Below are 26,569 nucleotides of genomic sequence, written 5' to 3'. Positions count from 1 at the left end.
GCGACGCGCCCCGGGCCCGCCGCCGTCAGGGCTTGTCCACGGACAGCGGCGGCGGGACCGTGCCGATCGACTCCAGGGTGACGTCCGCGCGCGCGATGTCGTGGGCGTCCGCGTCGATCGAGCGGCGCAGCGCCTCGTGCAGCCGGGCCGGGGTCAGCACTCCGAGGAAGCGGCCGGTCTCCTCCTTGTCGATCACCGCGATCCAGCCCGCGTCGTGCTGGAGCATCGTGGCGAACGCCTGCTTGAGCGAGGCGCCGACCGGCAGCCACGCCTCCATGCGGCGGGCGTGCTCGCGCACCGAACCGCTGCGCCGCGCCTGTTCGGCGGAGATCCAGCCGTGCAGGTTGTCCGCCCCGTCCAGGACCACGGCCCAGCGCGAGCCGAGTTCGCGAGGGAGCGGATCGTCCAGGTGCACCACAGGGGGCTGCTCCAGATCGTCCTCCTCGATGAGGGTGACCGAGAGCCGCTTGAGCCCGCGGTCGGCGCCGACGAAGTCGGCCACGTAGTCGTTGGCGGGCGCGCCCAGCACGGTGGCGGGAGCGTCGAACTGCTCGATCCTGCCCTGGCCGTAGACGGCGATGCGGTCCCCGAGCCGTACGGCCTCCTCGATGTCGTGCGTGACGAACAGGACCGTCTTGCGCACCTGCGACTGAAGCCTGAGGAACTCGTTCTGCAGGTGCTCGCGCACCACGGGGTCGACCGCGCCGAAGGGCTCGTCCATCAGCAGCACGGGTGGGTCGGCGGCGAGCGCGCGGGCGACGCCGACGCGCTGGCGCTGGCCGCCGGACAGCTGCTCGGGGTAGCGGTCGCCGTGGACGGACGGGTCGAGGCCGACAAGGTCGAGCAGTTCGGCGGCGCGCGCACGGGCCTTGGCGCGGCCGGTGCCGAGCAGGTGGGGGACAGTGGCCGTGTTGTCGAGGACGGTCCGGTGCGGGAAGAGACCCACCTGTTGGATCACGTAACCGATCCGGCGCCGCAGCGCGACGGGGTCGACGGTGGAGATGTCCTGTCCGCCCACGGAGATGCGGCCGCTGCTCGGCTCGATGAGGCGGTTGACCATTTTCATCGTGGTCGTCTTGCCGCAGCCCGAGGGACCCACCAGCGTGACCAGTTCACCCTCGGCGACCTCGAAGGAGAGGTCGTCCACGGCGGTCGTGCCGTCGGCGTACCGCTTGGTGACGTTGTCGAAACGGATCATGGCTCCCCATTGTGACGGCGCATGTGTGAAAGCCATGTTGCGGCAATGTGCCGGTCCCCGGCGATTGTCAGTGGCGAGGGTTAGGGTCGAATCCGTGGACCGCCGGCATTGATCCGGCGTTCCGGGGGAGGTTGGGGAGGGATGAGTGCGGAGCGGGCCGCGAGCAGCTGCCTCGCGGCGAACGACTGGTTCTGCGCGGAGTATCTGCGCAGCCGCAGCGAGGAGCTGACGGACGCGACGGTCCAGCACGTCTGGATCACCGCGGCCTCGGTGCTGATCGGGCTCGCGGTGGCGCTGCCCCTCGCGCTGCTCGTGCGCGCCCGGCCGCGGTTCGCCGGACCGGTCCTCGGCCTGACGACCCTGCTCTACACGATCCCCTCGCTCGCGATGTTCTCGCTGCTGCTGCCCTTCTTCGGACTGTCCGCGGCACTGGTCGTGACGGGCCTCGTGCTCTACTCCCTCACCATCCTCGTGCGGAACATCCTGGCCGGGCTCCGGGCGGTGCCCGCCGAGGCGCGTGAGGCCGCCCGCGGCATGGGTTACGGACCGGTCCGCCTGCTGTGGGAGGTGGAACTGCCCCTGGCGCTCCCCGCGTTGATGGCGGGCGTGCGCATCGCCACGGTGTCGACGATCGCGCTGACCACGGTCGGCGCCCTCGTCGGCAAGGGCGGCCTGGGCAATCTCATAGACGACGGGGTGCAGACCACCTTCAAGGCACAGGTGCTGACCGCATCCGTGCTGTGCGTGCTGCTGGCGGCGCTCGCGGACCTGCTGCTGCTCGGAGCGCAGCGGCTGCTCACCCCCTGGACCCGCGTGCGCGCGGCGGAGGCGAAGGTCTGATGGCTGTGCCGGCCGACGCGTGGACCTGGCTCACCACCGGGGCCAACTGGTCGGGCGAGAGCGGTGCCTGGCACCGGCTCGGCGAGCATGTGTACGTCAGCGGTGTGGCGCTCGCCCTGGCCTGCGCGATCGCCCTCCCGGTGGCCCTGTGGCTGGGGCACATCGGCAAGGGCGGCGCCCTGGCGGTCAACATCTCGAACGCGGGCCGGGCGATCCCCGTCTTCGCCGTCCTCGCGCTCTTCATGCTCACGCCGCTGCGCAGCGCCGGCTACGTGCCGACGATCACCGCGCTGGTGCTGTTCGCCGTGCCCCCGCTGCTGACCAACGCGTACGTGGGGATGCGGGAGGTGGACCGGGCGGTGGTCGAGGCCGCGCGGGGGATGGGCATGTCGGGCGGCCAGCTCTTCCTCCGGGTGGAGCTGCCCCTCGCCTACCCCCTGCTGATGACCGGGCTGCGGTCGGCCGCCGTCCAGGTGGTGGCCACGGCGACGATCGCCTCGATGGTGGGCCAGGGCGGCCTGGGCCGGATCATCACCGCCGGCTTCAACACGTACAACACCGCTCAGGTCGTCGCGGGCGCGCTGCTCGCCGCCGTGCTCGCGCTCCTCGTGGAGGGGCTGCTGGTCGCCGCCGACCGGCTGCTGAACCCGCTGCGCAAGGCCGCGACGGCGCCGGCCGGCTGATACGGCGAGAGCGGATGGACCCTTTTGTTCGATTTTGTTCGATGTGTCGGTCGCAGGGACGGAGAACCTGATGAGCAAGACCTCGCGCGTCGCGGGCGCGGTACTCGGTGTGGTGGCCCTCGTGGGTTCTCTTGCCGCGTGCGGCGGTGAAAGCCTGGAGCAGGAGAAGGACAGCGCCGCATCGGCCGGCGGATCCGGGGAGAAGGGCACGCTCGTCGTGGGCGCGGCGGCCTTCACCGAGTCCAAGGTGCTCGCCGAGCTCTACGCCCAGCTGCTGGCCGACGCGGGATACGAGACGTCGGTCACCACGGTGAAGAACCGCGAGCTGTACGAACCGTCCCTGGAGAAGGGCGAGATCGACGTCGTACCGGAATACGCGGCCACCGTCGCGGAATTCCTCAACGCGAAGGTGAACGGGCCGAAGGCGCCGGAGGAGAAGCCCGTCGCCTCCAGCGATGTGGGCGCCACCGTCGCCGCGCTCACCGCGCTCGCCGAGCCGCGCGGACTGAAGGTGCTCGACGCGGGCGAGGCCGTCGACCAGAACGCGTTCGCGGTCTCCCGGGAATTCGCCGAGAAGAACAAGCTCAAGACACTTTCGGATCTTGGGAAGTCGAAGCTGAAGGTGAAGATCGCGGCGGGCGACGAGTGCGAGGTCCGGCCTTTCTGCGCCCCCGGTCTGAAGAAGACGTACGGAATCGACGTCGCCGGCGTGGACCCCAAGGGGGTCGGGACGCCGCAGGCCAAGCAGGCCGTCAAGGACGGTGAGGACCAGCTCGTCCTGACCACCACCACCGACGCCACGCTGGAAAGCTTCGGCCTGGTCCTGCTGGAGGACGACAAGAAGCTCCAGAACGCCGACAACGTCCTTCCGCTGGTCAATGCGCGGGACGCCGGGGACAAGGAGATCGCCGAAGTCCTCGGCGCACTCACCGAGGTGCTGACCACCGCGGATCTCGCCGAGTTGAACCGCACGGTGGACGCCGAGCGTGCGAAGCCCGAGGACGCCGCGAAGGACTATCTCCTGTCGAAGGGGCTGATCGAGAAGTAGAGGCGTGCCGGCCCGGAGTTCTCGTCCAGAGATTTGCCGGGCCGACACCCCATTCCCCGCCTACGCACGGTAAATTTCGGGCCATGCCACGTGGACGCCACCGCCATTCCCCGCCCCTGCACAAACTGCTGCCGCCCTCGGCCGTGGCCGGAGCGTCGGTACTGTGCGCCGCCGGCGCGTGGCTCGTCGGGGATGCCGTCGTGCTGCGCATCCTGGTGGGGGCCGCCGCTGCCGCCGCCGTCACCGGTGCGGTCCTCATGCGAAGTTGGGACCGGAGCGCCGGCCGCCGGGTCGCGGAGCTCACGCGCGCCCGCGCCGGCGACCAGTGGAAGACCGAGGAGCGCATAGCGGAGCTCGAGGCGGACATCGAGGAGTCGCGCGAACTGCGCATCAAGCTCGATGCCAAGCTGCGTGCCAAGCGGGTCGAGCTGGCCGGGCTCCGCGGCGAACACGCCGCCCTGCTGCGGCGGTACGCGAACGCCGAGACGGAGCGGGCCAGCGCCCTGGAGGGCCGCAGGCAGCTCGCGATCGAGGCGGCCGCGCCCTCGAAGGCGCTGCCCCCGGCCGGTTCGACGCCCACCCCGGCCACGTACCTGCGGGCCGCCAAGGCGCTGGACGAGCTGTCACGCAACGCCGCGGCCCAGGAGGCCAGGCGCACCGTCGAGGAGGCGCGCGCCCGGGATCTGGCGGAGCGATCCCAGGAGGCGGACGAACCGCAGGGGAAGCACGCGGCGGGCGCCGGGGCCGGGCAGCACGCCCGTCCGGCGTCCGCCCTGCCCGCGCGCCGTCCCGTGCCCGCCGCGTCGGCGATCGTCCCCTACGGCGCCGAGCGTGCGCGCGCCAAGCGCCCCGAGGGCGGCTTCGACTTCTTCGGCACGGGGGCGGGCAACGGCACCGGCTCCGCGCCGGCGGAGGCGCAGCCCGCACAGAAGGCGATCGAGGCCGTGCAGCATGAGGACCTGGCCGACGTGGTGGGCGAAGAAGCCCTCGCGGCCGTGCGTATGAAGGACCCCCGCGCGATCGGCAAGGTCATCGACCTGACGGCCCACGACGAGACGGAGCAGCTGGACGTGGCCCACCTGCGCAACGCCGTCTCGTAGCGACGAGGAAAGACCCGATCGGAAGGCCGCCCGCGCAGGGCGGCCTTCCGCGTCTACTTGTCGATGTCGCCGACGACGAAGAACAGCGATCCCAGGATCGCCACCATGTCGGCGACGAGCGTCCCCGGCAGCAGCACGGCCAGCGCCTGGATGTTGTTGTACGACGCCGACCGGAGCTTGAGCCGGTACGGCGTCTTCTCGCCCTTGGACACCAGGTAGTAGCCGTTGATGCCGAGCGGGTTCTCGGTCCAGGCGTAGGTGTGGCCCTCGGGCGCCTTGAGCACCTTGGGCAGGCGCTGGTTGATCGGGCCCGGCGGCAGCCCGGCGATCCGGTCGAGGCAGGCGTCCGCCAGGTCCAGCGCGTTGTGCGTCTGCTCCAGCAGAACCTCGAAGCGGGCCAGGCAGTCGCCGTCGGTGCGGGTGACGACCGTGAGGGTGTCCTGAAGCTCCCCGTACGCGAGGTACGGCTCGTCCCGGCGCAGGTCGAAGTCGACGCCCGACGCCCGGGCGATGGGTCCGCTCACCCCGTACGCGTGCACGGCCTCCGCCGACAGGACGCCCACGCCGCGGGTGCGGCCGCGGAAGATCTCGTTGCCGAGGACCAGCCGGTCGTAGACGTCCATCCGCGAACGGACGTCGGCCACCGCGTGCCGGACCCGGCCGAGCCAGCCGGCGGGCAGGTCCTCCTTGAGGCCGCCGACGCGGTTGAACATGTAGTGCATCCGGCCGCCGGAGACCTCCTCCATGACGTGCTGGAGCTCCTCCCGCTCGCGGAAGGCGTGGAACACCGGGGTGATACCGCCCAGTTCGAGCGGATACGACCCGAGGAACATCAGGTGGTTGAGGACCCGGTTGAGCTCGGCGAGCAGCGTGCGGGTCCACACCGCGCGCTCCGGCACCTCCATGCCGAGCATGCGCTCGACGGCCATCACCACGCCGAGCTCGTTGGAGAAGGCGGAGAGCCAGTCGTGGCGGTTGGCGAGCACCACGATCTGGCGGTAGTCGCGCGCCTCGAAGAGCTTCTCGGCGCCGCGGTGCATGTAGCCGACGACCGGCTCAGCGTGCCGGATGCGCTCGCCGTCCAGCACGAGGCGCAGCCGCAGCACACCGTGGGTGGAGGGATGCTGGGGACCGATGTTGAGCACCATGTCGGTGCTCTCCGCCGCTCCACCGATGCCGACCGTGGTCTCCGTCATGCGCACCAGTCTGACAGAGGCCCGCCGGGCCGCCCCGGCCCGATCCGCCGCACCAGCCAGGCGAAGTCGCCCAGGCCGCCCCGCGCCGTCAGCTCCGTCGCCTCGCCGGCCCGCGACAGGGCGCGGACGTACGCCGCGGGGTCGGACGACGCCAGGGCCAGCGGCGGCCGCCCGGCCGTCACGCCCAGCCGGTTCAGGGCCTCGCGCTGCGTCAGCAGCCGGGCCGCCGGCACCGCGGCGGCGCACGCGTCCAGTGCCACATGGGCCGTGATGTCGCAGCTGCCGTCCGGGACCGGGCGTACCTCCCGACCGTCCCGGAAGCCCGTCAGCGTGCCGAAGGGCGGTCGGGCGCCGGCCGTGTGCGCGTAGTCGACGGCCACCGCGAGGCCCGACGCCACCCGGCCGGACGCCCGCGCCCACGCCTCGTCGCGCGGCCGGCCGATCTCCGCCCGGGATCCCGGCTCCGTCAGCGGCCACCAGCGGGCCAGCCACGCGGCGTCGTCGCCGTCGACCTCGTCACCGAGCCGCTCCTGCCCGGCGGAGTCCACCAGCACCCTGCGCACCGTGCCCTGCTCGTCCGCCTCGGCGACGTCGACGGGGACGTTGTCCAGCCACTCGTTCGCGAACAGCAGCCCGCGCACCCCGTCCGGGGGCGTGTCCGTCCACGCGATGCGCGGATCGAGCCCGGCGGGCCGCGCCGCCCGCTCCACGGCGCAGGCGCGCACCGGGTAGCCGGGGGGCAGAGCGGCCAGCACGCCCGTGAGCAGCTCGCCGCGGCCCGCGCCCATGTCGACGAGCGCGGGCTCGTCGATCCCGTACGCGTCCGCCACGTCGAGCAGCAGCCGCGCGACGGCCGAGGCGAACAGCGGGGAGGCGTGCACGGACGTACGGAAGTGCCCGGCGGGGCCTTCCGGCCGCAGGTAGAAGCCGTCCGGCCCGTAGAGCGCGGCCTCGGTCGCGGCCCGCCACCCGCGCAGGCCGGAGCCCACGGCAGGGGGTCCGGCAGAGGTCTCGTACGTCACGCGCACCAGTCTCCACCTTGCGGAGTACGCCTTCGCCTACCGGATCGCCCCTCCGGTTGACTCCGGCACCTATCCCCCTTCCTTACGCTTGGTCACGTGCAGCGCCTCTACGACTTCCTCCGCAGACACCCGACGGGCGTCGACTGCTTCTGGGCCGTCGTGCTCTTCGGGTTCGCCATGATGTGGGCTGTCCAGGAGCCCGTCGGCGCGGGGCCCCGGCTCACGGCGGTCGGGGTCGTCCTGGTGCTGAGCGTCGTGGTCGCGCTGCGCCGCCGTATGCCGGAGAAGATGCTGGTCCTCGCGGCGCTCGCGGGTGTCGCGCAGCTGGTGCTGGACGTCGAGGTCAACCCGGCCGACTTCGCGATGATGGTCATCATCTACACGGTCGCCGCGCACGACGGTCCGCGCTGGGCCTCCCGGCTCGCCCTGGTCGGCGGCCTGTCCGCCGCCACGCTGGCGCAGATCCGCTGGCCCGCGGAGGAGCAGGGCACCCTCGGCCGGATCTTCGTCACCGTGGTCATGAGCCTGCCGTTCGCCCTCGCCTGGGTCCTCGGCGACTCGATACGCACCCGGCGCGCGTACTTCGCACAGCTCGAGGAGAGGGCGACCCGGCTCGAGAAGGAGCGCGAGGCGCAGGCGAAGGTCGCCGTCGCGGCCGAACGCGCCCGTATCGCTCGCGAGCTCCACGACGTCGTCGCCCACAACGTCTCCGTCATGGTCGTCCAGGCGGACGGCGCCGCCTACGTGCTCGACGCCGCGCCCGATCAGGCCAAGCAGGCGCTGGAGACCATTTCCTCCACCGGCAGGCAGGCGCTCGCCGAGATGCGGCGGCTGCTCGGCGTGCTGCGCACCGGGGACGCCCCGGAGAGCGGCGAATACGTGCCGCAACCGGACGTCGAGCAGATCCAGGAACTGGTCGAACAGGTCCGCGCCGCCGGGCTGACCGTCGACTTCAAGATCGAGGGCACGCCGCGGCCGCTGCCGAGCGGCGTCGAGCTCACCGCGTACCGCATCGTGCAGGAAGCCCTCACCAACACCCGCAAGCACGGCGGCCCGGAAGCCGGCGCCAGCGTGCGGCTCGTCTACTTCGACGACGGGCTCGGCCTGCTCGTCGAGGACGACGGGCGCGGCTCGTCGCACGAGCTGTACGAGGACGGCGGCGCGGACGGCCGCGGCCACGGGCTGATCGGCATGCGGGAGCGCGTCGGTATGGTCGGCGGCACGCTGGACGCCGGGCCGCGGCCGGGCGGCGGCTTCCGGATCAGTGCTCTGCTGCCGCTCAAGCCCGCCCACTGACCAGCCCCCTACAGCCACCTACAGGCCGAGGAGCCGACCGTGCTGCCCATCCGAGTGATGCTCGTCGACGACCAGGTGCTCCTGCGCACCGGATTCCGCATGGTGCTCGCCGCCCAGCCGGACATGGAGGTCGTCGCCGAGGCCGGGGACGGCGCGGAGGCGATCGAGAACCTGCGCTCCACCGCCGTGGACGTCGTCCTGATGGACGTCCGCATGCCGCGCCTCGACGGTGTCGAGGCCACCCGCCGCATCTGCGCCGAGCCGAACGCGCCGAAGGTGCTGATCCTGACCACCTTCGACCTCGACGAGTACGCCTTCTCCGGACTCAAGGCAGGTGCCAGCGGCTTCATGCTCAAGGACGTACCGCCGGGCGAACTGCTCGGCGCCATCCGCTCCGTGCACAGCGGCGACGCGGTCGTCGCGCCGTCCACCACGCGCCGGCTGCTCGACCGGTTCTCACCGATGCTGCCGAGCTCCGGCGCGGAGCCGCAGCACAAGGAGCTGCAGCGTCTCACCGATCGTGAGCGCGAGGTCATGATGCTCGTCGCGCAGGGCCTGTCGAACGGCGAGATCGCGGCCCGGCTGGTGCTTTCGGAGGCCACCGTGAAAACCCATGTGGGCCGCATCCTCACCAAGCTCGGCCTGCGCGACCGGGTGCAGGTCGTGGTGCTGGCGTACGAGACGGGCCTCGTGCGCGCGGGCGGCGGCGGACAGGTCTGAGCGCCGTGCCGCGCAGGCATCGCGGGACGGCTGCGGCGGGAGGACGGTATGAACGCGATGCACCAGTACATGATCGACAACTACCGCGCCGCCGTGCGGGGTGATCAAGGTCCCGCACCAGCCGCGCCGGCACGACTGGCAGGTGATCCGCGAGATCGGACGCGTACCGCCGCTTCCGTCGCGTGGCCGCCTGCCGTCCGGCCGAGGGCCGCGTCCGCCGGGCGGTCACCCGCCCGCTGTGCCCCCCCCGCCGGCCTGCCGCTGACGTCCGCCCCCTCCCCACCCCGGCCGCGGGTGGGCGGACCCCGGCCGGCCGTCACCCAGCCGGCGCACGAACTCGCCCACCGCTTCCGCCACGTCCCCGGCCGTCCACTCCAGACCCTCCGACGACACGGTCATCTCCGTCATCGAGACCCCGGGCGGACAGCCCTCCGCGAACCAGCGGCGGAAGAGCGTCACCCCCGTCTCCTCCGACTGCGCCGGCGCCGCCTCGTTCAGCGCGTCCGTCTCGTACGGCAGCCACACCTGGAACTGGTGCGTGTGCGGGACCGGCGGATGGACGCGCGACCAGGGGACGCCCGCCTCGCGGAGCGCACCCGTCAGCGCCGTCGCGACCACCTTCGCGTGGGCGACGTACGACGGCAGGCGCGGCAGCTCGCGCTCCAGGCCGATGAGGGCCGACAGCACCGCCGGGTACTGCTGGAACACCTGGCCGCCGTACCGGTGGCGCCAGGCGCGTGCCTCGTCCGCGAGCGACTCGGGCCCCGCGAGCACGGCACCCGCCATGCCGCCGGGGGACTTGTAGAAGGAGACGTACACGCTGTCCGCGAGCGCCGCGATCTCGTCCAGCGGGCGGCCGAAGTGAGGGCGCATTCCCACAGACGCGCGCCGTCGAAGTGCACCACCGCATCACGTGCGCGCGCCGCCTCCACGACGGCGACCAGGTCGTCCCACGACGGCAGGACGAAACCCGCGTCCCGCAGCGGCAGTTCGAGCATCAGCGTGCCGAAGGGCTCGTCGCACTCGGCCACTTCGTCGGCCGTCGGCAGCCGCGGCCGGTTCGTCGGATGGATCGTGCGCAGGCCGCTGACCACCGAGAGCGCCGAGCGCTCGTGCACCTCGGGATGCGCCTGCGGATGCGGCGCCACCGCGTGGTTGCCGGTGCGGCCGGCCCAGCAGCGCAGGGCCACCTGCTGCGCCATCGTCCCGGTCGGGAAGTACACCGCCGCCGGAAGGCCCAGCAGGGCGGCCGTGCGCCGCTCCAGCTCCGCCACGACCCCGTCGCCGTACATGTCGACCGGCTCGTCGGGGTCGTAGACGTCGGCGGCGCCCGAGGCGAGCGCCGCAAGGCCGTCCCCCACGCGCAGTTCGGCGGACGTCCGCCACAGCACGCGCTCCGACGTGCGCCACGCGGCCAGTCTGCGCCGCCGCTCGCCGTGCTCGCTCGTATCCGTCACGGTCCGATCATCGCCCACAGCCTGTGGACAACTGCGGGGGCGGCGGAAACGCTGGCGTAGCATCGTGACGAGAAATCGTCCGGTACCCCCCGCGGACTGGAACGGAAGGCACCGCCGCGTGAACGCCACACCACCACAGGAACCGCTCGACCCGCGGGACCGCCCCGCCCGGCTGACCGTGGGCGTGGTCGGGGCGGGCCGTGTCGGCCCCGCCCTCGCCGCCTCGCTCCAGCTGGCAGGGCACCGGCCGGTGGCCGTATCGGGCGTCTCGGACGCCTCCGTGCGCCGGGCCGCCGAGCTGCTGCCGGACGTGCCCCTCGTGCCGCCCGCCGAGGTGCTCGCCCGTGCCGAGCTCGTGCTGCTCACGGTCCCCGACGACGCGCTGCCCGGCCTCGTCGACGGCCTGGCCGGCGCCGGCGCCGTGCGGCCGGGTCAGCTGCTCGTGCACACCTCGGGCAGGTTCGGCGCCAAGGTGCTCGACCCGGCGACCCGCGCCGGGGCGCTGCCGCTCGCGCTGCACCCGGCGATGACGTTCACGGGTACGGCCGTGGACGTGCAGCGGCTCGCGGGCTGCTCGTTCGGCGTGACCGCGCCCGAGGAGCTGCGGCTCGCGGCCGAGGCGCTGGTCATCGAGATGGGCGGCGAGCCCGAGTGGATCGAGGAGGCGGCCCGCCCGCTGTACCACGCGGCCCTCGCGCTCGGCGCGAACCACCTCGTCACCCTGGTCGCCCAGTCCATGGAGCTGCTGCGCGCGGCGGGGGTCGCGGCCCCCGACCGTATGCTCGGCCCGCTCCTCGGCGCGGCCCTGGACAACGCGCTGCGTTCGGGGGACGCCGCCCTGACCGGCCCCGTCGCCCGCGGCGACGCGGGCACCGTCGCGGCGCACGTCGCCGAGCTGCGCAAGCACGCCCCCGGCGCCGTCGCCGGATATCTGGCCATGGCCCGTACGACCGCGGACCGGGCCCTCGCACACGGCATGCTCAAGCCGGAGCTCGCCGAAGACCTGTTGGGCGTCCTCGCGGAGGGGGACCTGCGATGAGCCGTAAGACCAGGCGAGACGTCGAGCTGGTGCCGACGCGGGAGGACCTCGGGTACGTCGTCGGGCACTACGCCGTCCCCGGCCGCACCGCCGTCGTGATGACCATGGGCGCCCTCCACGAGGGCCACGCCGGGCTCATCCGGGCCGCCCGTGAGCACGTCGGCGACAAGGGCTTCGTCATCGTCACCGTCTTCGTCAACCCGCTGCAGTTCGGCGCGGGCGAGGACCTCGACCGCTACCCGCGCACGCTGGACGCGGACCTGGCGGTGGCCCAGGAGGCGGGCGCCGACGTGGTGTTCGCCCCGTCCGTCGAGGAGGTCTACCCGGGCGGCGAGCCGCAGGTGCGCATCACCGCGGGCCCCATGGGCGGCGTGCTGGAGGGCAGGACACGCCCCGGCCACTTCGACGGCATGCTCACCGTCGTCGCCAAGCTGCTGCACCTCACCTCACCGGACGTCGCGCTGTTCGGCCAGAAGGACGCCCAGCAGCTCGCCCTGATCCGCCGCATGGTCCGCGACCTGAACTTCCCCGTGGAGATCGTGGGCGTGCCCACCGTCCGCGAGGACAGCGGCCTCGCCCGCTCCAGCCGCAACGCCTACCTCTCGCCCGCCGAGCGTCGGACCGCGCTCGCCCTGTCCCACGCGCTGTTCGCCGCCCGTGACCGCCTCGCCGCGCAGCAGGCGCTGCACGCGCGGGCCGAGGCGGTCCCCGCCGCCCCGGCCCGCGCCGCCGCCCTGTCCGCGATGGGCGAGGCCCGGGCCGCCGCCGACGCCCACGCGGTCGCGCAGGCCGCCCCGCCGGGCGGCGCGGACGCCGTGCGGGCCGCCGCCCGCACCGTGCTGGACGAGGCCGCCCAGGCCGACCCGCCGCTGGTGCTCGACTACCTGGCACTCGTCGATCCCGTCACCTTCACCGAGGTCCCCGACGACCACACCGGTGAGGCGATCCTCGCCGTCGCGGCCAAGGTCGGCACGACCCGCCTGATCGACAACATTCCGCTGACGTTCGGAGCCCAGCAGTGACCGGAATACGGCTGACCGCCCCCGCTCCCGGCTGGGCCATCGAGGCCGACGTCGTCGTGGTCGGCTCCGGAGTCGCCGGCCTCACCGCAGCCCTGCGGTGCGCCGCGTCCGGTCTGAGCACCGTGGTGGTCACCAAGGCCCGCCTCGACGACGGCTCCACCCGCTGGGCGCAGGGCGGCATCGCGGCGGCGCTCGGCGACGGCGACACACCCGAGCAGCATCTCGACGACACCCTCGTCGCGGGCGCGGGTCTGTGCGACGAGGAGGCGGTACGCACCCTGGTCACCGAGGGCCCCGACGCCGTACGGCGGCTGATCGCCACCGGCGCGCGTTTCGACACCGACCCGGCGTCCGGCGAGATCGAGCTCACCCGCGAGGGCGGCCACCACCGCCGGCGCATCGCGCACGCGGGCGGCGACGCGACCGGCGCCGAGATCTCCCGCGCCCTGGTCGACGCGGTCCGCGACCAGGGCCTGCGCGCCATCGAGAACGCCCTGGTCCTCGATCTGCTCACCGACGCCGAGGGCCGCACGGCCGGCATCACGCTGCACGTCATGGGCGAGGGCCAGCACGACGGCGTGGGCGCCGTGCACGCCCCCACGGTCGTGCTCGCCACCGGCGGCATGGGCCAGGTCTTCTCGGCGACGACCAACCCCGCCGTCTCGACCGGCGACGGCGTGGCGCTCGCGCTGCGCGCCGGAGCCGAGGTCTCGGACCTGGAGTTCGTGCAGTTCCACCCCACCGTGCTGTTCCTCGGCCGGGACAGCGAGGGCCAGCAGCCGCTGGTGTCCGAGGCGGTCCGGGGCGAGGGCGCGTACCTCGTGGACGCGGACGGGATCCGCTTCATGGCCGGGCAGCACGAGCTGGCCGAGCTCGCCCCGCGCGACATCGTGGCGAAGGGCATCATGCGCCGGATGCAGGAGCAGGGCACCGAGCACATGTACCTGGACGCCCGCCACTTCGGCGCGGAGATGTGGGAGAACCGGTTCCCCACGATCCTGGCCGCCTGCCGCGCCCACGGCATCGACCCGGTGACCGAGCCGATCCCGGTCGCCCCGGCGGCCCACTACGCCTCCGGCGGCGTGCGCACCGACCTGCACGGCCGGACCACCGTCCCGGGCCTGTACGCGTGCGGCGAGGTGGCCTGCACGGGCGTCCACGGCGCCAACCGGCTCGCGTCCAACTCCCTCCTGGAGGGCCTGGTCTTCGCCGAGCGGATCGCGGCCGACATCGCGTCCCGCGCGGACGCCCGCGCCGGTGCGCCCCAGGAGGCGGCCGGCGACACCGTCCCGCTGCTCGCCCCCGAGGAGCGCCACGAGGTCCAGCGGATCATGACCCACGGCGCCGGCGTGATCAGGACGGCGGCCAGCCTCGACGACGCGGCCGACGCCCTGGAGGCGCTGTCGCTGAACGCGGCCCACGACGCCGACGGACCCAAGGCGGCCGAGCCCGGCGTCGAGTCCTGGGAGGCCACCAACCTGCTCCTCGTCTCCCGGGTCCTCGTCGCCGCGGCCCGCGAGCGCGCCGAGACCCGCGGGTGCCACTGGCGTGAGGACCAGCCCGACCGCGACGACGCCGGCTGGCGCCGTCACATCACGGTGCGCCTCACGCCAGACCGCGGCCTCGTCCCACGGCGTACCGCCAGTGAAGCCTTTCCGCCCGTAACGCCCATCGCCCCCAGGGAGCCGCAACCGTGACCACGCCCGAAGAACGTCCGGAGCCCGTGGACGTACCGCTGATCCAGATCGGCGCCCCCGCCGCCGGCACGGGTTGCGGCGACGGCTGCGGCTGTGCCGACGAGACGTACGAGAGCGGCCTCGACCCCGCGCTCGCCGAGCTGCTGGCCGCGGCCGGCCTGGACCCCGTGCAGGTCGAGGACATCGCCCACCTCGCCATCGAGGAGGACCTCGACGGCGGCGTGGACGTCACCAGCGCGGCGACCGTCCCGCAGGACGCCGTGGCCACCGGCGACTTCACGGCCCGCGAGGCCGGCACGGTCGCGGGCCTGCGGGTCGCCGAAGCCGTCCTGTCGATCGTGTGCACCTCCGACTTCGAGGTCGAGCGGCACGTCGAGGACGGCGACCGCGTCGAGGCGGGCCAGAAGCTGCTCTCCGTCACCGCGGGCACGCGCGACCTGCTCACCGGCGAGCGCAGCGCACTGAACATCCTGTGCCGCCTCTCCGGCATCGCGACCGCGACGCGCGCCTGGGCCGACGCCCTCGAAGGCACGAAGGCCAAGGTGCGCGACACCCGCAAGACGACGCCCGGCCTGCGCGCCCTGGAGAAGTACGCGGTGCGCTGCGGCGGCGGCGTCAACCACCGGATGTCGCTGTCCGACGCGGCGCTGGTCAAGGACAACCACGTGGTGGCGGCGGGCGGGGTCGCCGCGGCGTTCAAGGCCGTGCGGGACCGTTTCCCGGACCTCCCGATCGAGGTCGAGGTCGACACGCTGCACCAGGTCCGCGAGGTCATCGACGCAGGCGCCGACCTGATCCTGCTGGACAACTTCACCCCGGCCGAGACCGAGGAGGCTGTCACGCTCGTGGCCGGCCGCGCGATCCTCGAGTCCTCCGGCCGGCTCACCCTGGCCAACGCCCGCGCGTACGCCGAGACGGGCGTCGACTACCTCGCGGTGGGCGCGCTGACGCACTCGTCGCCGATCCTCGACATCGGTCTCGACCTCCGCGAGGTCGACGCCTGATGCTGCTCACCATCGACGTCGGCAACACCCACACCGTGCTGGGCCTCTTCGACGGCGAGGAGATCGTCGAGCACTGGCGCATCTCCACCGACTCGCGCCGCACGGCGGACGAGCTCGCCGTCCTGCTGCAGGGTCTGATGAGCATGCACCCGCTGCTGGGCGAGGAGCTGGGCGACGGGATCGAGGGCATCGCCATCTGCTCCACCGTCCCCTCGGTTCTGCACGAGCTGCGCGAGGTCACCCGCCGTTACTACGGCGACGTCCCGGCGGTCCTCGTGGAGCCCGGCATCAAGACCGGCGTCCCGGTCCTGACGGACAATCCCAAGGAGGTCGGCGCGGACCGGATCATCAACGCGGCCGCGGCGGTCGACCTCTACGGGGGGCCCGCGATCGTGGTGGACTTCGGCACGGCGACGACGTTCGACGCGGTGAGCGTGCGGGGCGAGTACGTCGGCGGCGTGATCGCCCCCGGCATCGAGATCTCCGTCGACGCGCTCGGCGTCAAGGGCGCGCAGCTGCGCAAGATCGAGGTCGTCCGCCCCAGGAGCGTGATCGGCAAGAACACGGTCGAGGCGATGCAGGCGGGCATCGTCTACGGCTTCGCCGGCCAGGTGGACGGGGTGGTCCACCGGATGAAGCGGGAGCTGGCGGAGGACCCGGACGAGGTGACGGTGATCGCGACGGGCGGTCTGGCGCCGATGGTGCTGGGCGAGTCGTCGGCGATCGACGAGCACGAGCCGTGGCTGACGCTGATCGGTCTGCGCCTGGTCTACGAGCGGAACGTCTCGCGCCTGTGACGGCCCGGGGCGGTGGCCGGGAACCGGCACCACCTTGGGCGCAACGCCCGCTTTCGTACCATTAAACGGAATTTGTGCCGTCGGCTCGTATGGTCGGGCCATGCCCACGCCATACGGATCCCACGGCGGCATGGCGTTCGGCGCTGACGAGCTGCGAGTGCTCCGACGCGCCCTCGCCGCCGCCCTCCATCCCGCTCCGCTCGCCGACGAGGACGTCAGGGACTGCCTGCGACTGGCCGATTCCGTCGACGAGGCCGTGCGCGAGGCGGGCCGGCAGCGGGACTTCCTCGTCGCCGATCTCGCCCGCTACCGCGCTGCCCTGCCCGGCTCCGCCACCGGCTATCTGGAGCTCCTCCAGGAAGCGCTGGCCGCCGGCCACGAGCCCCTGACCGACGATCTCGCCGCCCTGCGCGCACTGCGCGGCCATCCGGTGGCCGCCGCCGTGCTCCGGCGCTGCCTGGCGCTCGCCGAGCAGTCCGTGCAGGCCCGGCTCGCCCGGCAGGCCGTCCCCGTGCCGGGCGTCCCCGTGCCGGGCGTCCCCGTGCCGGGCGTCCCCGCGTCGGCCGTGCACGTGCCGGCGCCGGCGGGCGCCCGTCGTGCCCGGCTCACGGCGCTGCCCGGCGGACGTGCCGCCGAGAACCCGAAGAGCAAGCCGCAGCCGCAGCAGCCGCAGCAGCCGCAGCAGCCTCAGCAGCCGAAGCCCACGCCGCCCGCCCCGGACGAGCGGCCGGTGCCGAAGCCCTCGGAGGTCTTCCCGCCACGCCGCAAGCCGGTGCCCCCGCCGGAGCAGCGCGCCGCCGGATAGCTACTCTGGAGGGCATGGACTACGTTTCCGCGCTCGTGCCCCCGGTGGTGATGGCCGCCTTCTTCATCGGTCTGGTCGTGACGATCGTCAAGAGCCAGGGCGGTTCGAACAAGGCCAAGGAGGACGCGGCGGTGGACGCCGCGCTCGCCCGCGCCGAGTCGGCGAAGCAGGCGGGGCCCGACGCCTGACCCGAGCAGCACAACGAGGACGTACGGCAGATTTGCGGCCGTACGTCCTTTTTGCTCCATCAATAGGCGATGACTCCAGGATCTCCCACTATGGTGGCAATGTGCCCCGTCAATTGGGAGAGCTCGAAGACGCCGTCATGACTCGGGTCTGGCAATGGAACCGGCCGGTCACGGTCAGGGAAGTCCTGGAAGACCTCCAGCAGGAACGGTCCATCGCCTACACCACCGTCATGACGGTAATGGACAATCTCCATCAGAAGGGCTGGGTGCGCAGGGAAGTCGAGGGCCGCGCCTATCGATATACGGCCGTCTCGACCCGGGCCGCCTACTCGGCCGCACTGATGAACGAAGCCTGGTCCCAGAGCGACAACCCGGCCGCCGCACTCGTCGCCTTCTTCGGGATGATGTCGCCCGAGCAGCGCGAGCAGCTGCAAGCCGCCATGCACATCGTTCAGGGCGGCGAGGCCGCCGACGGCACCGGCGCCGCGGGGCGATAGCGTCGGGCCATGCCTTATGCCGCAGCAAATGCCATCACCGTCCGGCGGGCCCGGACCAGCGATGTGCCGGACGTCCGCCGTCTCGTGGATCCGTACGTGAGCGAAGGCATCCTGCTCGACAAAGCGACGGTCACCCTTTACGAAGCCATCCAGGAGTTCTGGGTCGCGGAACGCGACGCGGACGCGAGGGTTGTCGGCTGCGGCGCCCTCCATGTGATGTGGGAAGACCTCGCCGAAGTGCGCACACTCGCCGTGGACCCGGCCTTCCAGGGGCACGGCATCGGTCACCAGGTGCTGGGCAAGCTGTTGCAGACCGCCCGCTGGCTGGGAGTGCGCCGGGTTTTCTGCCTCACCTTCGAAGTGGACTTCTTCTCCAAGCACGGCTTCGTCGAGATCGGCGAGACACAGACTCCGGTGGACACGGATGTCTACGCCGAGCTGCTGCGCTCCTATGACGAGGGTGTCGCCGAGTTCCTGGGGCTCGAACGAGTGAAGCCGAACACCTTGGGCAACAGCCGGATGCTTCTGCACCTGTGATCGCCGCAAGAGCCCGGATCTCTATGTCCGAATCGCGCACGTTTCCCGTGTTCTCGCGGTTCTGAACCTCTGCCGAGGGTTTGTGTTTTCCAGGGAAAAGCGGTTTCCTTTCCGCGTACTGCATTTTCGATGAAAGGAAATCCGGTGGCACAGAAGGTTCAGGTCCTTCTTGTCGACGACCTCGACGGTGGCGAGGCGGACGAGACGGTGACGTTCGCTCTGGACGGCAAGACCTACGAGATCGACCTCACCACCGCCAATGCGGACAAGCTCCGGAGCCTCCTCGAGCCCTACGCGAAGAACGGCCGGCGCACCGGCGGTCGCGCGGCGACCGGCCGTGGCAAGGGCCGCGCGGCGTCCGGCGGCAACAAGGACACCGCCGAGATCCGCGCCTGGGCCAAGGCGAACGGCTTCGAGGTCAACGACCGCGGCCGCGTCCCGGCGACGGTCCGCGAGGCCTACGAGAAGGCGAACGGCTGAGTTCCCGTCGGCTGCATCCGCGCGCGTCCGGCACGCAGCAGTCGGACGCGGTGGCACTCCGTGGCCGCCGTGTCCACCAGCCGTACGAGATCGGGGGCATCCCCACTGTCCCCGAATGCGGCGAGAGCCGGCAGCCGGCTCCAGCGCCCCGGAGGGCGCAGCCAGCGGGCGGTTCCCCGGACGTCGCCGCGTCCGGGCGGCGGCGGGGCGGTCATCCGCCCGCCCTCGCCCATGGCGGTCAGGTCGAGATCGACCCCGCCCCATTCGAGCCAGTCGAGCAGCCCCGGCAGCTCCTCCGCGCTCCCAGCGGCCACCAATAGCCGCATCCTGCGCCCCTGAACGGCCACGGGCCCGCTGCGGTCCGTCAGCCGCAGCACGGCGGCCCCGGCCTCCGCGGGCAGCTCCAGTACGTCGAAATCCCGTCCGGTCACCAGCTCCGGGGGTGAGCCGTCGGCCACCGCCCAGCCGAGTGCGCTGCGGTACCAATGCGCGGCGCCGCCTTCGAGAGGCGCGCGGGGGTGCGGGACGGCGAGGACCATGTCCGGGGAACTGCGTACCGCCCTGGTGGGTTACGCAAGGTGCACGTTTCGTCGCACAACGTGGGCGAATCGGCGCTGTCCGGACGCGTGCACCGGCGCAAGGTTGTTCGCCCGTAGCTGAGGGAACGGCTGCGTGCCGCATGGACTGTCGGTGGCAACGGGTAAGACATTCCTAGTGGGGAGGGGCGACACGCTCGCCGGGCCGGCTCACGTTCGCCATCGGCGTACTGCTGGTGGGGGTAACTGCCTGGCCTGCGGGAACATCGTCTCGCACCATCGGGTTGGAGCAGTTGTCGGCGTTCAGGGGTCAGGAGGCCACAGACGGGTGTCGGCAGTTGGAATGAGCGGTCCCCGCTTGCGGGACTAAGCTGCGGAAGGACAGGGAGGGGACCGACCCCTTACTGCCTGACCGCTCTGAGGAGCGATTAACGATGTTCGAGAGGTTCACCGACCGCGCGCGGCGGGTTGTCGTCCTGGCTCAGGAAGAAGCCCGGATGCTCAACCACAACTACATCGGCACCGAGCACATCCTCCTGGGCCTTATCCACGAGGGTGAGGGTGTCGCCGCTAAGGCCCTGGAGAGCCTCGGGATTTCGCTCGAGGCGGTCCGCCAGCAGGTGGAGGAGATCATCGGCCAGGGCCAGCAGGCCCCGTCCGGTCACATCCCCTTCACGCCCCGTGCCAAGAAGGTCCTGGAGCTGTCGCTCCGGGAGGCTCTTCAGCTGGGCCACAACTACATCGGCACCGAGCACATCCTGCTCGGCCTGATCCGCGAGGGCGAGGGCGTCGCCGCCCAGGTCCTCGTGAAGCTGGGCGCCGATCTCAACCGGGTGCGGCAGCAGGTCATCCAGCTGCTCTCCGGTTACCAGGGCAAGGAGGCCGCCACGGCCGGCGGCCCGGCCGAGGGCACTCCCTCGACCTCCCTCGTCCTCGACCAGTTCGGCCGGAATCTCACCCAGGCCGCTCGTGAGTCCAAGCTCGACCCGGTCATCGGGCGCGAGAAGGAGATCGAGCGGGTCATGCAGGTGCTGTCCCGCCGTACCAAGAACAACCCCGTGCTCATCGGCGAGCCCGGCGTCGGCAAGACGGCGGTCGTCGAGGGCCTGGCGCAGGCCATCGTCAAGGGCGAGGTGCCCGAGACCCTCAAGGACAAGCACCTCTACACCCTCGACCTGGGTGCGCTGGTCGCCGGCTCCCGCTACCGCGGTGACTTCGAGGAGCGCCTGAAGAAGGTCCTCAAGGAGATCCGCACCCGCGGCGACATCATCCTGTTCATCGACGAGCTCCACACCCTCGTGGGTGCGGGTGCCGCCGAGGGCGCGATCGACGCCGCGAGCATCCTCAAGCCGATGCTGGCGCGAGGCGAGCTGCAGACCATCGGCGCCACCACGCTCGACGAGTACCGCAAGCACCTGGAGAAGGACGCGGCCCTGGAGCGCCGCTTCCAGCCCATCCAGGTCGCGGAGCCGTCGCTGCCGCACACGATCGAGATCCTCAAGGGTCTGCGCGACCGCTACGAGGCCCACCACCGGGTCTCCATCACCGACGAGGCGCTGGTCCAGGCCGCCACCCTGGCCGACCGGTACATCTCGGACCGCTTCCTGCCGGACAAGGCGATCGACCTGATCGACGAGGCCGGTTCCCGGATGCGTATCCGCCGGATGACCGCGCCGCCGGACCTGCGCGAGTTCGACGAGAAGATCGCCGGCGTGCGCCGGGACAAGGAGTCCGCGATCGACTCCCAGGACTTCGAGAAGGCGGCCTCTCTCCGCGACAAGGAGAAGCAGCTGCTGGCGGCGAAGGCCAAGCGGGAGAAGGAGTGGAAGGCCGGCGACATGGACGTCGTCGCCGAGGTCGACGGCGAGCTGATCGCCGAGGTCCTCGCCACGGCCACCGGCATCCCGGTCTTCAAGCTGACCGAGGAGGAGTCCTCGCGTCTGCTGCGCATGGAGGACGAGCTCCACAAGCGCGTCATCGGCCAGAAGGACGCCATCAAGGCGCTGTCCCAGGCGATCCGGCGTACCCGCGCCGGTCTGAAGGACCCGAAGCGCCCCGGTGGTTCGTTCATCTTCGCCGGCCCCTCCGGCGTCGGTAAGACCGAGCTCTCCAAGACGCTCGCCGAATTCCTCTTCGGCGACGAGGACGCGCTGATCTCCCTCGACATGTCGGAGTTCAGCGAGAAGCACACGGTTTCGCGTCTCTTCGGCTCCCCGCCCGGATACGTGGGTTACGAAGAGGGCGGCCAGCTCACCGAGAAGGTGCGCCGGAAGCCGTTCTCCGTCGTCCTCTTCGACGAGGTCGAGAAGGCCCACCCCGATATCTTCAATTCCCTTCTGCAGATCCTGGAGGACGGTCGTCTGACCGACTCCCAGGGCCGCGTCGTGGACTTCAAGAACACGGTCATCATCATGACGACCAACCTCGGGACCCGGGACATCTCCAAGGGCTTCAACCTGGGCTTCGCCGCCCAGGGCGACGTCAAGACCGGCTACGAGCGGATGAAGGCGAAGGTCAACGAGGAGCTCAAGCAGCACTTCCGGCCGGAGTTCCTCAACCGTGTCGACGACACGGTCGTCTTCCACCAGCTCACCGAGGAAGACATCATCCAGATCGTCGACCTCATGATCGCCAAGGTGGACGAGCGTCTGAAGGACCGGGACATGGGCATCGAGCTCAGCTCCACGGCCAAGTCGCTCCTCGCCAAGAAGGGCTACGACCCGGTCCTGGGTGCCCGGCCGCTGCGCCGCACCATCCAGCGCGAGATCGAGGACATCCTGTCGGAGAAGATCCTCTTCGGCGAGCTGCGCCCCGGTCACATCGTGGTCGTGGACACCGAGGGCGAGGGCGAGCAGCAGAAGTTCACCTTCCGCGGCGAGGAGAAGTCGGCTCTGCCGGACGTCCCGCCGATCGAGCAGGCGGCCGGCGGCACGGGGCCGAACCTGTCGAAGGACGCGTGACGGCCCTGCGGGCCGGTTGACGTGAAGGGCCCGGCCCCGGACCTGAGGTCCGGGGCCGGGCCCTTTCGTCTGCGCATGCTCAGCAGCGCGCGGGCTTGCGCCAGGAGCATTCGAGGGCGGCGTCCGGTTCCACCGCGCGGGCGCCGGTGGGGCGGGCGGTCCTGATCGTGCCCTTCGCGGTGTCCGAGGACGCCAGCGTCACGACGACCGCGTCCTCGATGCTCTTGACCGAGGACGCCAGGTAGTCGTTCAGGACGACGCTGAAGACGAGTTCCCGGCCGCCCGCGTCCGTGACGTATCCCGACAGCGCAGAGGCGCCGGTGAGCGAGCCCGTCTTGGCGCGGGCGTTGAGCGCCGCGGGCGTGGAGCACATCCGGGAGCGCAGGGTGCCGCCGACCGGGCGGTCCGGGGCGCAGGCCACGGGCAGGGACGCGTACCAGTCCGCGTACCAGGGCTCGTCGCGCACGGAGAGCAGCAGGGTGGCCAGCTCCTCGGCCGGGAAGAGGTTCATCCGGGACAGGCCGGAGCCGTCGGCCTGGCGCAGGGTTCCGGTCCGTACGCCTTCCTTCGCCAGATGGGCGCCGATGGCCTTCAGACCCGCGTCCCACGTGCCGTGGCCGGAGGTCCGGTGGCCGATCGTCTTCGTCAGGGCCTCGGCGTGCATGTTGTTCGAGAGCTTCATGAAGGGGTGCAGCAGCTCCTTCAGCGGCATGGAGCGGTGCGAGGCGAGCGTGCGGGCGCCGGGCGGGGTGGGGCGGCCCAGGCGCGGGCTGCCCGCGATCCGTACGCCGTGGGCGGCGAGCGCGTCCGCGAAGAAGGCGGCGGCGTAGCCGGTGGGCTCCCAGACGGTGATCCACTCCTTGGTGGGATTCGCGCCGAGGGGGATGTCGCCGCTGACAGTGATCGTGTTGGTGCCGTGGCGGCGCTCGACAGAGAGGGTGTCGGGACGGCCCTGCTCCACGGTCGTGCCCTGGACGTCGAGGCGTACGTAGTCGTTCGGCGGGGTCAGTTTCACCGTCGGCGGGTCGCCGGGGCGGGCGCCCGGCCTGGCCTCGACGACGACTGTGCCGGAGTCGTAGTCGGTGTCGGGTGCGAGGGTGAGCGCGGAGATCTGCGCCGAGTAGTACGAGGACTCGTCGTCGGCCGCCCAGGAGCGGCCGAGGCGCTGGTCGTCGAACCGGGTGTCGTCGGCGACGAGACGTCCGGTGACCCGCCGGATCCCGCTCGCGGCGAGGTCGGCGGCGAGGCGGTCGTAGTCCTTCGCGAGCGTCGTGGGGTCGCCGCTGCCGCGCAGGTAGAGGTCGCCGTGCAGGGTGGAGCCGAGGCGGGTGCCGGTGGTCAGGACGTCGGTGGTGTAGCGGTGGTCCGGGCCGAGGAGCGCCATGGCGGCGACGGACGTGGGGAGCTTGGTGTTCGAGGCGGGCATCAGGCGGTCGGCCGCGTCGCGCCGGTAGAGGCGCTCCCCGGTGGTGGCGTCGGCGATCACGACGCTCACCGCTCCGCCGTCGAGGCGGGCGTCGGAGAGGATCGTGTCGATCGCGTTCCCCAGGCCGGTGTCCGCGGGGCCGGCGCCCGCGGGGGAGCTCAGGGTGAGGGTGCAGGCGAGTCCGGCGACGGCGGTCCAGATCCAGCCGCGGCGGAGACCGGGGCGGCGGTTCACGGGATTCACGGGTCTGCTCATGCCACGGGAGGATCCCGCAAGCGCACCCGCTCCGGAAGGACGCCTCGGGGCCGTGTCATGTGGCCCCGGTCACCGCGAAATGCCGCATTCCGGGCGCTCTTCACCACCCCGTGGAGGCCCCGAGTCCGTGGCCTGGGTCACGATCCGGGGGCTCCGGGCGGGCCCCGGCCGTGACAAGGCGCACAGGACGAATCGGACCTACTAGACGTAATAGTGCCGTTGTGGCGGCCGGAACGGGCATGTTCGGTCCACTGTGGGGCGGGACTTTCGCCCCTTCGTCGGCCAGTGACCCCCTGGATGTCGCCCGCACCGGACGGACAGGGCCCCGACATGCGGCTAAACCCCGACCTGTAGGCATATATCGACCTGTTTTCGGCTGTCTGTGTGCGCGTTCCGAGGGCGTCAAGAGATGCCGTTCACAGGGGCTTCCCTACGACGTGATGTCGTAGTTGAGGCATTTGAGACGTCTTGGGGGGCCGGGTTACCAATGTGGAGCCAGCCCGGCGAGCACGCCGGGTCCATTCATGCCCGGAGGTCTCCCGTATGTCGAAGCGCACCGTGATCAACCGTCTCCGCCCGTCCGTGCTCCGTACCCGTGGGGCTGTCGTGGCCGCCGGTATGGGCGCCGTGATGGTCGTCGGAGCCGGTGCGGGTGTCGCCTCCGCCGATGCGGGCAAGGCCGCCAAGCCGGCCGTCGTGGACGCCGCGTCCGCCGTCGCCGCCCAGGCCGACGCCCAGGCGAAGGTCGCCGCGCAGCTGAAGGCGAAGGCCGCGACGGCCAAGGCCGAGGCCGCGAAGAAGGCCCCGGCCAAGAAGGCCCCCAAGAAGCCGGCCGCGTGGGTCAAGCCCGTCAACAAGTACACGCTGACCGCGAGCTTCGCCCAGGGAGGCGCCATGTGGTCCGCCAAGCACTCCGGCCAGGACTTCGCCGTTCCGGTCGGCACCCCGGTCAAGGCGGCCGGCGCCGGTACGGTCGTCAAGGCCGGCCCGAACGGTGGCGGCGACGGCCCCGCGTACGGCAACGCCGTCGTGATCAAGCACGCCAACGGCAAGTACTCGCAGTACGCCCACCTGTCGACGATCAAGGTCTCCATCGGCTCGACCGTGAAGGCCGGCCAGACGATCGCGAAGTCCGGCAACACCGGAAACTCGTCCGGCCCGCACCTGCACTTCGAGATCCGTACGACCCCGAACTACGGCTCGGCGCTCAACCCGGTGTCCTTCCTGCGCACCGTCGGCGTCACCATCTGACGCGACCCCGAAGGGCTCGGCCCCGGGCTGGCGCGGCCGGCTGGGCGATCGGATCGAGGGCGACCCCGAGGACGGCATCACGCTGTCCTCGGGGTCGCCCTCGACGCCGTTCGGGGCCCGACGGCCCGACGGCCCGCCGCGCTGGCCCCGCCCCGCCCGATCCGAGCCGTCAGGCGTCCAGGGGGAGCATCGGGAAGCTGCCCGTGTTCGTCGGGGCGTGTTCCGGCAGCCAGAGCACCGCGATCGCCCCGCCCGAAGCGCCCAGCGGCGTCGAGCCCTCCGGGGCCGCGTTGCGGAAGGTCAGGCGGGCGCCCAGCACCCGCGCCTGGCCGACCGCGATCGTCAGGCCCAGGCCGTGGCCCGTTCCCGCCCGGTCGCTCGCGCCCGTACGGAACCGGCTCGGCCCCTCGCGCAGCAGCGCCTCGGGAAACCCGGGCCCGTGGTCCCGTATGCGCACCACGCGGCCCTCGACGGTCACCTCGATGGGGCCCTTGCCGTACTTCACGGCGTTGGTCAGCAGATTGCCCAGGATGCGCTCCAGGCGCCGCGGGTCGGTGTTCACCCAGGACTCGTGGACGACCCGGATCTCGGCCTCGGGGTGCAGCGCGGCCACCCGCCTGCCGACGAACTCCGCGAGCTGGATCTCCTGGAGCTCGGCCCGCTCCGACGCGCTGTCGAGCCGCGCCACCTCCAGCACGTCCTCCACCAGCGTGCGCATCGCCTGGGCCCGGTCCCGTACGAGCTCGGTGGGGCGGCCGGGGGGCAGCAGCTCCGCCGCGGTCAGCAGACCCGTCACGGGCGTGCGTAGCTCGTGCGCGATGTCGGCCGTGACCCGGCGTTCCGCCTCGATGCGGGACTGCAGGGCGTCGGTCAGGGCATCCACGGCGCGGGCCAGCTCGTCCGTCTCGTCGCGCACGAGCCCGCCGATGGCGTCCCTGACCCGTACGTCGGTGTTGCCCTGCGCCACATTGCCCGCGGCCGCGGCCGCCTTGCGCAGCCGGCGCGAGAGCTGACCGCCGATGAGCACGCCGAGCGCGGAGCCGCACAGCACGACGGACACCGAGCCGATGATCAGCGCCCGGTCGAGGTCCTTCATCACGGTGGCGCTGCGCCCGGTGAACTCGGTGCGCAGGGAGAGCACGTCGCCGTTCGCCAGCGGCACGGCGGCCCAGATCTCGGGCGTCTCGCCGCTGTCGTCGACGTAACTGCCGCGCCGGTTCTCGCGCATCAGCTTCTGCAGCTCGTCGGGGAGGGCCGAGTCGTTGATCTTGCTGTTGAAGCGCGGGTCGCGGTTCTTGGAGGTCTCGTACCAGCGCTGGGCGAGCAGGACGCGGTCCATCTGCACGTCACGGGCGTTGCGGAGCATGGAGACGCGCGCCGCGTTGTGCACGACCAGGCTCAGCGCCATGGCGATGAGGGCGCCGACGCCGGCGATGGCGATGCTGATCTTCCACCGGACGCCGGTGCGCAGGGAGGGGCGTCTCATCCGACGGGGTCCTGTCCGGAGCTCATACG

Annotated in this window: 24 protein-coding genes and 1 pseudogene; 18 read left to right on the top strand and 7 right to left on the bottom strand. The window is 72.0% G+C overall.

Annotation, left to right across the window (positions count from 1 at the left end; translation table 11 throughout):
• Positions 1-25: 25 nt before the first annotated feature.
• Positions 26-1,198: an ABC transporter ATP-binding protein gene (locus tag ACWD0A_RS21990; protein ID WP_451300520.1), complete on the bottom strand. Its 1,173-nt coding sequence runs from the start codon at positions 1,196-1,198 to the stop codon at positions 26-28.
• Between the two features lie 141 nt (positions 1,199-1,339).
• Here ACWD0A_RS21990 and ACWD0A_RS21985 point away from each other — a divergent pair, with 141 nt between their 5' ends.
• The 4 genes from ACWD0A_RS21985 to ACWD0A_RS21970 all read left to right on the top strand — a co-directional run bounded on the left by ACWD0A_RS21985 (position 1,340) and on the right by ACWD0A_RS21970 (position 4,869).
• Positions 1,340-2,038: an ABC transporter permease gene (locus ACWD0A_RS21985; protein ID WP_451300518.1), complete on the top strand. Its 699-nt coding sequence runs from the start codon at positions 1,340-1,342 to the stop codon at positions 2,036-2,038.
• Positions 2,038-2,721, top strand: coding sequence for an ABC transporter permease (locus ACWD0A_RS21980; RefSeq protein WP_451300516.1), 684 nt, complete (start codon positions 2,038-2,040; stop codon positions 2,719-2,721). Before ACWD0A_RS21985 ends, ACWD0A_RS21980 begins: the two co-directional genes overlap by 1 nt.
• 70 nt (positions 2,722-2,791) lie before the next feature.
• Positions 2,792-3,769 (top strand): glycine betaine ABC transporter substrate-binding protein, encoded by a 978-nt coding sequence (locus ACWD0A_RS21975; protein ID WP_451300514.1) that lies wholly within the window; start codon positions 2,792-2,794, stop codon positions 3,767-3,769.
• A gap of 83 nt (positions 3,770-3,852) precedes the next feature.
• A complete protein-coding gene (locus ACWD0A_RS21970) occupies positions 3,853-4,869 on the top strand; it encodes a hypothetical protein (RefSeq protein ID WP_451300512.1) in 1,017 nt (338 codons plus the stop codon).
• Positions 4,870-4,922: 53 nt separating this feature from the next.
• Here the strand turns inward: ACWD0A_RS21970 and ACWD0A_RS21965 are convergent, their stop codons facing one another.
• Positions 4,923-6,065 carry an NADH-quinone oxidoreductase subunit D gene (locus ACWD0A_RS21965; RefSeq protein ID WP_451300510.1) on the bottom strand — a complete coding sequence of 381 codons (1,143 nt, stop codon included), beginning with the start codon at positions 6,063-6,065 and terminating at the stop codon, positions 4,923-4,925.
• Positions 6,062-7,087, bottom strand: coding sequence for an SAM-dependent methyltransferase (locus tag ACWD0A_RS21960; protein WP_451300508.1), 1,026 nt, complete (start codon positions 7,085-7,087; stop codon positions 6,062-6,064). Before ACWD0A_RS21960 ends, ACWD0A_RS21965 begins: the two co-directional genes overlap by 4 nt.
• A gap of 96 nt (positions 7,088-7,183) precedes the next feature.
• Between ACWD0A_RS21960 and ACWD0A_RS21955 the strand changes: the two genes are divergently transcribed.
• On the top strand, positions 7,184-8,383 hold the full coding sequence (locus ACWD0A_RS21955) for a sensor histidine kinase (protein WP_451300506.1): 1,200 nt from the start codon (positions 7,184-7,186) through the stop codon (positions 8,381-8,383).
• A 42-nt stretch (positions 8,384-8,425) separates the two neighbouring features.
• Complete coding sequence (locus ACWD0A_RS21950; RefSeq protein WP_307717760.1) at positions 8,426-9,103, top strand: response regulator transcription factor; 678 nt, start codon at positions 8,426-8,428, stop codon at positions 9,101-9,103.
• A 225-nt stretch (positions 9,104-9,328) separates the two neighbouring features.
• On the opposite strand, the pseudogene ACWD0A_RS21945 reads toward ACWD0A_RS21950, so the two are convergent.
• Positions 9,329-10,560 (bottom strand): annotated as a pseudogene (locus ACWD0A_RS21945) (threonine aldolase family protein).
• A 118-nt stretch (positions 10,561-10,678) separates the two neighbouring features.
• On the opposite strand from ACWD0A_RS21945, the gene ACWD0A_RS21940 reads away from it, so the two are divergent.
• From ACWD0A_RS21940 to ACWD0A_RS21895, 10 genes are all read left to right on the top strand, one after another.
• Complete coding sequence (locus tag ACWD0A_RS21940; RefSeq protein WP_365992560.1) at positions 10,679-11,599, top strand: Rossmann-like and DUF2520 domain-containing protein; 921 nt, start codon at positions 10,679-10,681, stop codon at positions 11,597-11,599.
• Entirely contained in the window at positions 11,596-12,621 is a 1,026-nt protein-coding gene (gene panC, locus ACWD0A_RS21935) for a pantoate--beta-alanine ligase (RefSeq protein WP_451300503.1), read from the top strand. The genes ACWD0A_RS21940 and panC overlap by 4 nt, the downstream gene beginning before the upstream one ends.
• The gene (locus tag ACWD0A_RS21930; RefSeq protein ID WP_451300501.1) at positions 12,618-14,318 is read left to right on the top strand and encodes an L-aspartate oxidase; all 1,701 of its coding nucleotides are present in this window, start codon (positions 12,618-12,620) and stop codon (positions 14,316-14,318) included. Before panC ends, ACWD0A_RS21930 begins: the two co-directional genes overlap by 4 nt.
• Positions 14,315-15,322, top strand: coding sequence for a carboxylating nicotinate-nucleotide diphosphorylase (gene nadC / locus ACWD0A_RS21925; protein ID WP_451300499.1), 1,008 nt, complete (start codon positions 14,315-14,317; stop codon positions 15,320-15,322). Before ACWD0A_RS21930 ends, nadC begins: the two co-directional genes overlap by 4 nt.
• Complete coding sequence (locus tag ACWD0A_RS21920) at positions 15,322-16,119, top strand: type III pantothenate kinase (RefSeq protein ID WP_451300497.1); 798 nt, start codon at positions 15,322-15,324, stop codon at positions 16,117-16,119. Before nadC ends, ACWD0A_RS21920 begins: the two co-directional genes overlap by 1 nt.
• Before the next feature lie 130 nt (positions 16,120-16,249).
• The gene (locus ACWD0A_RS21915) at positions 16,250-16,924 is read left to right on the top strand and encodes a hypothetical protein (RefSeq protein WP_451300617.1); all 675 of its coding nucleotides are present in this window, start codon (positions 16,250-16,252) and stop codon (positions 16,922-16,924) included.
• Between the two features lie 14 nt (positions 16,925-16,938).
• Positions 16,939-17,112: a hypothetical protein gene (locus tag ACWD0A_RS21910; RefSeq protein WP_307714165.1), complete on the top strand. Its 174-nt coding sequence runs from the start codon at positions 16,939-16,941 to the stop codon at positions 17,110-17,112.
• Between the two features lie 101 nt (positions 17,113-17,213).
• Positions 17,214-17,609 carry a BlaI/MecI/CopY family transcriptional regulator gene (locus ACWD0A_RS21905; RefSeq protein ID WP_451300495.1) on the top strand — a complete coding sequence of 132 codons (396 nt, stop codon included), beginning with the start codon at positions 17,214-17,216 and terminating at the stop codon, positions 17,607-17,609.
• Between the two features lie 9 nt (positions 17,610-17,618).
• Positions 17,619-18,146: an amino-acid N-acetyltransferase gene (locus ACWD0A_RS21900; protein WP_307714163.1), complete on the top strand. Its 528-nt coding sequence runs from the start codon at positions 17,619-17,621 to the stop codon at positions 18,144-18,146.
• A 144-nt stretch (positions 18,147-18,290) separates the two neighbouring features.
• Positions 18,291-18,626, top strand: coding sequence for a histone-like nucleoid-structuring protein Lsr2 (locus ACWD0A_RS21895; protein WP_307714162.1), 336 nt, complete (start codon positions 18,291-18,293; stop codon positions 18,624-18,626).
• On the opposite strand, the gene ACWD0A_RS21890 is transcribed toward ACWD0A_RS21895, so the two are convergent.
• The gene (locus ACWD0A_RS21890) at positions 18,605-19,165 is read right to left on the bottom strand and encodes an SCO3374 family protein (RefSeq protein ID WP_451300493.1); all 561 of its coding nucleotides are present in this window, start codon (positions 19,163-19,165) and stop codon (positions 18,605-18,607) included. The two genes, ACWD0A_RS21895 and ACWD0A_RS21890, sit on opposite strands and share 22 nt — an antisense overlap.
• A gap of 431 nt (positions 19,166-19,596) precedes the next feature.
• On the opposite strand from ACWD0A_RS21890, the gene ACWD0A_RS21885 reads away from it, so the two are divergent.
• Positions 19,597-22,122 (top strand): ATP-dependent Clp protease ATP-binding subunit, encoded by a 2,526-nt coding sequence (locus ACWD0A_RS21885; protein ID WP_398905995.1) that lies wholly within the window; start codon positions 19,597-19,599, stop codon positions 22,120-22,122.
• Between the two features lie 79 nt (positions 22,123-22,201).
• On the opposite strand, the gene dacB is transcribed toward ACWD0A_RS21885, so the two are convergent.
• Positions 22,202-23,803 (bottom strand): D-alanyl-D-alanine carboxypeptidase/D-alanyl-D-alanine endopeptidase, encoded by a 1,602-nt coding sequence (dacB, locus tag ACWD0A_RS21880; protein ID WP_451300491.1) that lies wholly within the window; start codon positions 23,801-23,803, stop codon positions 22,202-22,204.
• 543 nt (positions 23,804-24,346) lie between these two features.
• Here dacB and ACWD0A_RS21875 point away from each other — a divergent pair.
• Positions 24,347-25,054 (top strand): M23 family metallopeptidase, encoded by a 708-nt coding sequence (locus ACWD0A_RS21875; protein ID WP_451300489.1) that lies wholly within the window; start codon positions 24,347-24,349, stop codon positions 25,052-25,054.
• A gap of 169 nt (positions 25,055-25,223) precedes the next feature.
• Here ACWD0A_RS21875 and cseC read toward each other — a convergent pair whose 3' ends face one another.
• Positions 25,224-26,540 (bottom strand): two-component system sensor histidine kinase CseC, encoded by a 1,317-nt coding sequence (cseC, locus tag ACWD0A_RS21870; protein ID WP_451300487.1) that lies wholly within the window; start codon positions 26,538-26,540, stop codon positions 25,224-25,226.
• Between the last annotated feature and the right edge of the window lie 29 nt (positions 26,541-26,569).

The sequence above is a fragment of the Streptomyces sp. NPDC002867 genome (assembly GCF_053591895.1).
This window is presented reverse-complemented; position numbering and strand designations above follow the sequence as displayed.

Bases quoted from the DNA above. Each gene is read 5' to 3' on its own strand.
- ACWD0A_RS21890 (WP_451300493.1), bottom strand. From the start codon at position 19,165: ATGGTCCTCGCCGTCCCGCACCCCCGCGCGCCTCTCGAAGGCGGCGCC.
- cseC (WP_451300487.1), bottom strand. From the start codon at position 26,540: ATGAGACGCCCCTCCCTGCGCACCGGCGTCCGGTGGAAGATCAGCATC.
- ACWD0A_RS21980 (WP_451300516.1), top strand. From the start codon at position 2,038: ATGGCTGTGCCGGCCGACGCGTGGACCTGGCTCACCACCGGGGCCAAC.
- ACWD0A_RS21975 (WP_451300514.1), top strand. From the start codon at position 2,792: ATGAGCAAGACCTCGCGCGTCGCGGGCGCGGTACTCGGTGTGGTGGCC.
- ACWD0A_RS21985 (WP_451300518.1), top strand. From the start codon at position 1,340: ATGAGTGCGGAGCGGGCCGCGAGCAGCTGCCTCGCGGCGAACGACTGG.
- ACWD0A_RS21900 (WP_307714163.1), top strand. From the start codon at position 17,619: ATGCCTTATGCCGCAGCAAATGCCATCACCGTCCGGCGGGCCCGGACC.
- ACWD0A_RS21920 (WP_451300497.1), top strand. From the start codon at position 15,322: ATGCTGCTCACCATCGACGTCGGCAACACCCACACCGTGCTGGGCCTC.
- ACWD0A_RS21970 (WP_451300512.1), top strand. From the start codon at position 3,853: ATGCCACGTGGACGCCACCGCCATTCCCCGCCCCTGCACAAACTGCTG.
- dacB (WP_451300491.1), bottom strand. From the start codon at position 23,803: ATGAGCAGACCCGTGAATCCCGTGAACCGCCGCCCCGGTCTCCGCCGC.
- ACWD0A_RS21915 (WP_451300617.1), top strand. From the start codon at position 16,250: ATGGCGTTCGGCGCTGACGAGCTGCGAGTGCTCCGACGCGCCCTCGCC.
- ACWD0A_RS21875 (WP_451300489.1), top strand. From the start codon at position 24,347: ATGTCGAAGCGCACCGTGATCAACCGTCTCCGCCCGTCCGTGCTCCGT.
- ACWD0A_RS21990 (WP_451300520.1), bottom strand. From the start codon at position 1,198: ATGATCCGTTTCGACAACGTCACCAAGCGGTACGCCGACGGCACGACC.
- ACWD0A_RS21885 (WP_398905995.1), top strand. From the start codon at position 19,597: ATGTTCGAGAGGTTCACCGACCGCGCGCGGCGGGTTGTCGTCCTGGCT.
- panC (WP_451300503.1), top strand. From the start codon at position 11,596: ATGAGCCGTAAGACCAGGCGAGACGTCGAGCTGGTGCCGACGCGGGAG.
- ACWD0A_RS21965 (WP_451300510.1), bottom strand. From the start codon at position 6,065: ATGACGGAGACCACGGTCGGCATCGGTGGAGCGGCGGAGAGCACCGAC.
- ACWD0A_RS21910 (WP_307714165.1), top strand. From the start codon at position 16,939: ATGGACTACGTTTCCGCGCTCGTGCCCCCGGTGGTGATGGCCGCCTTC.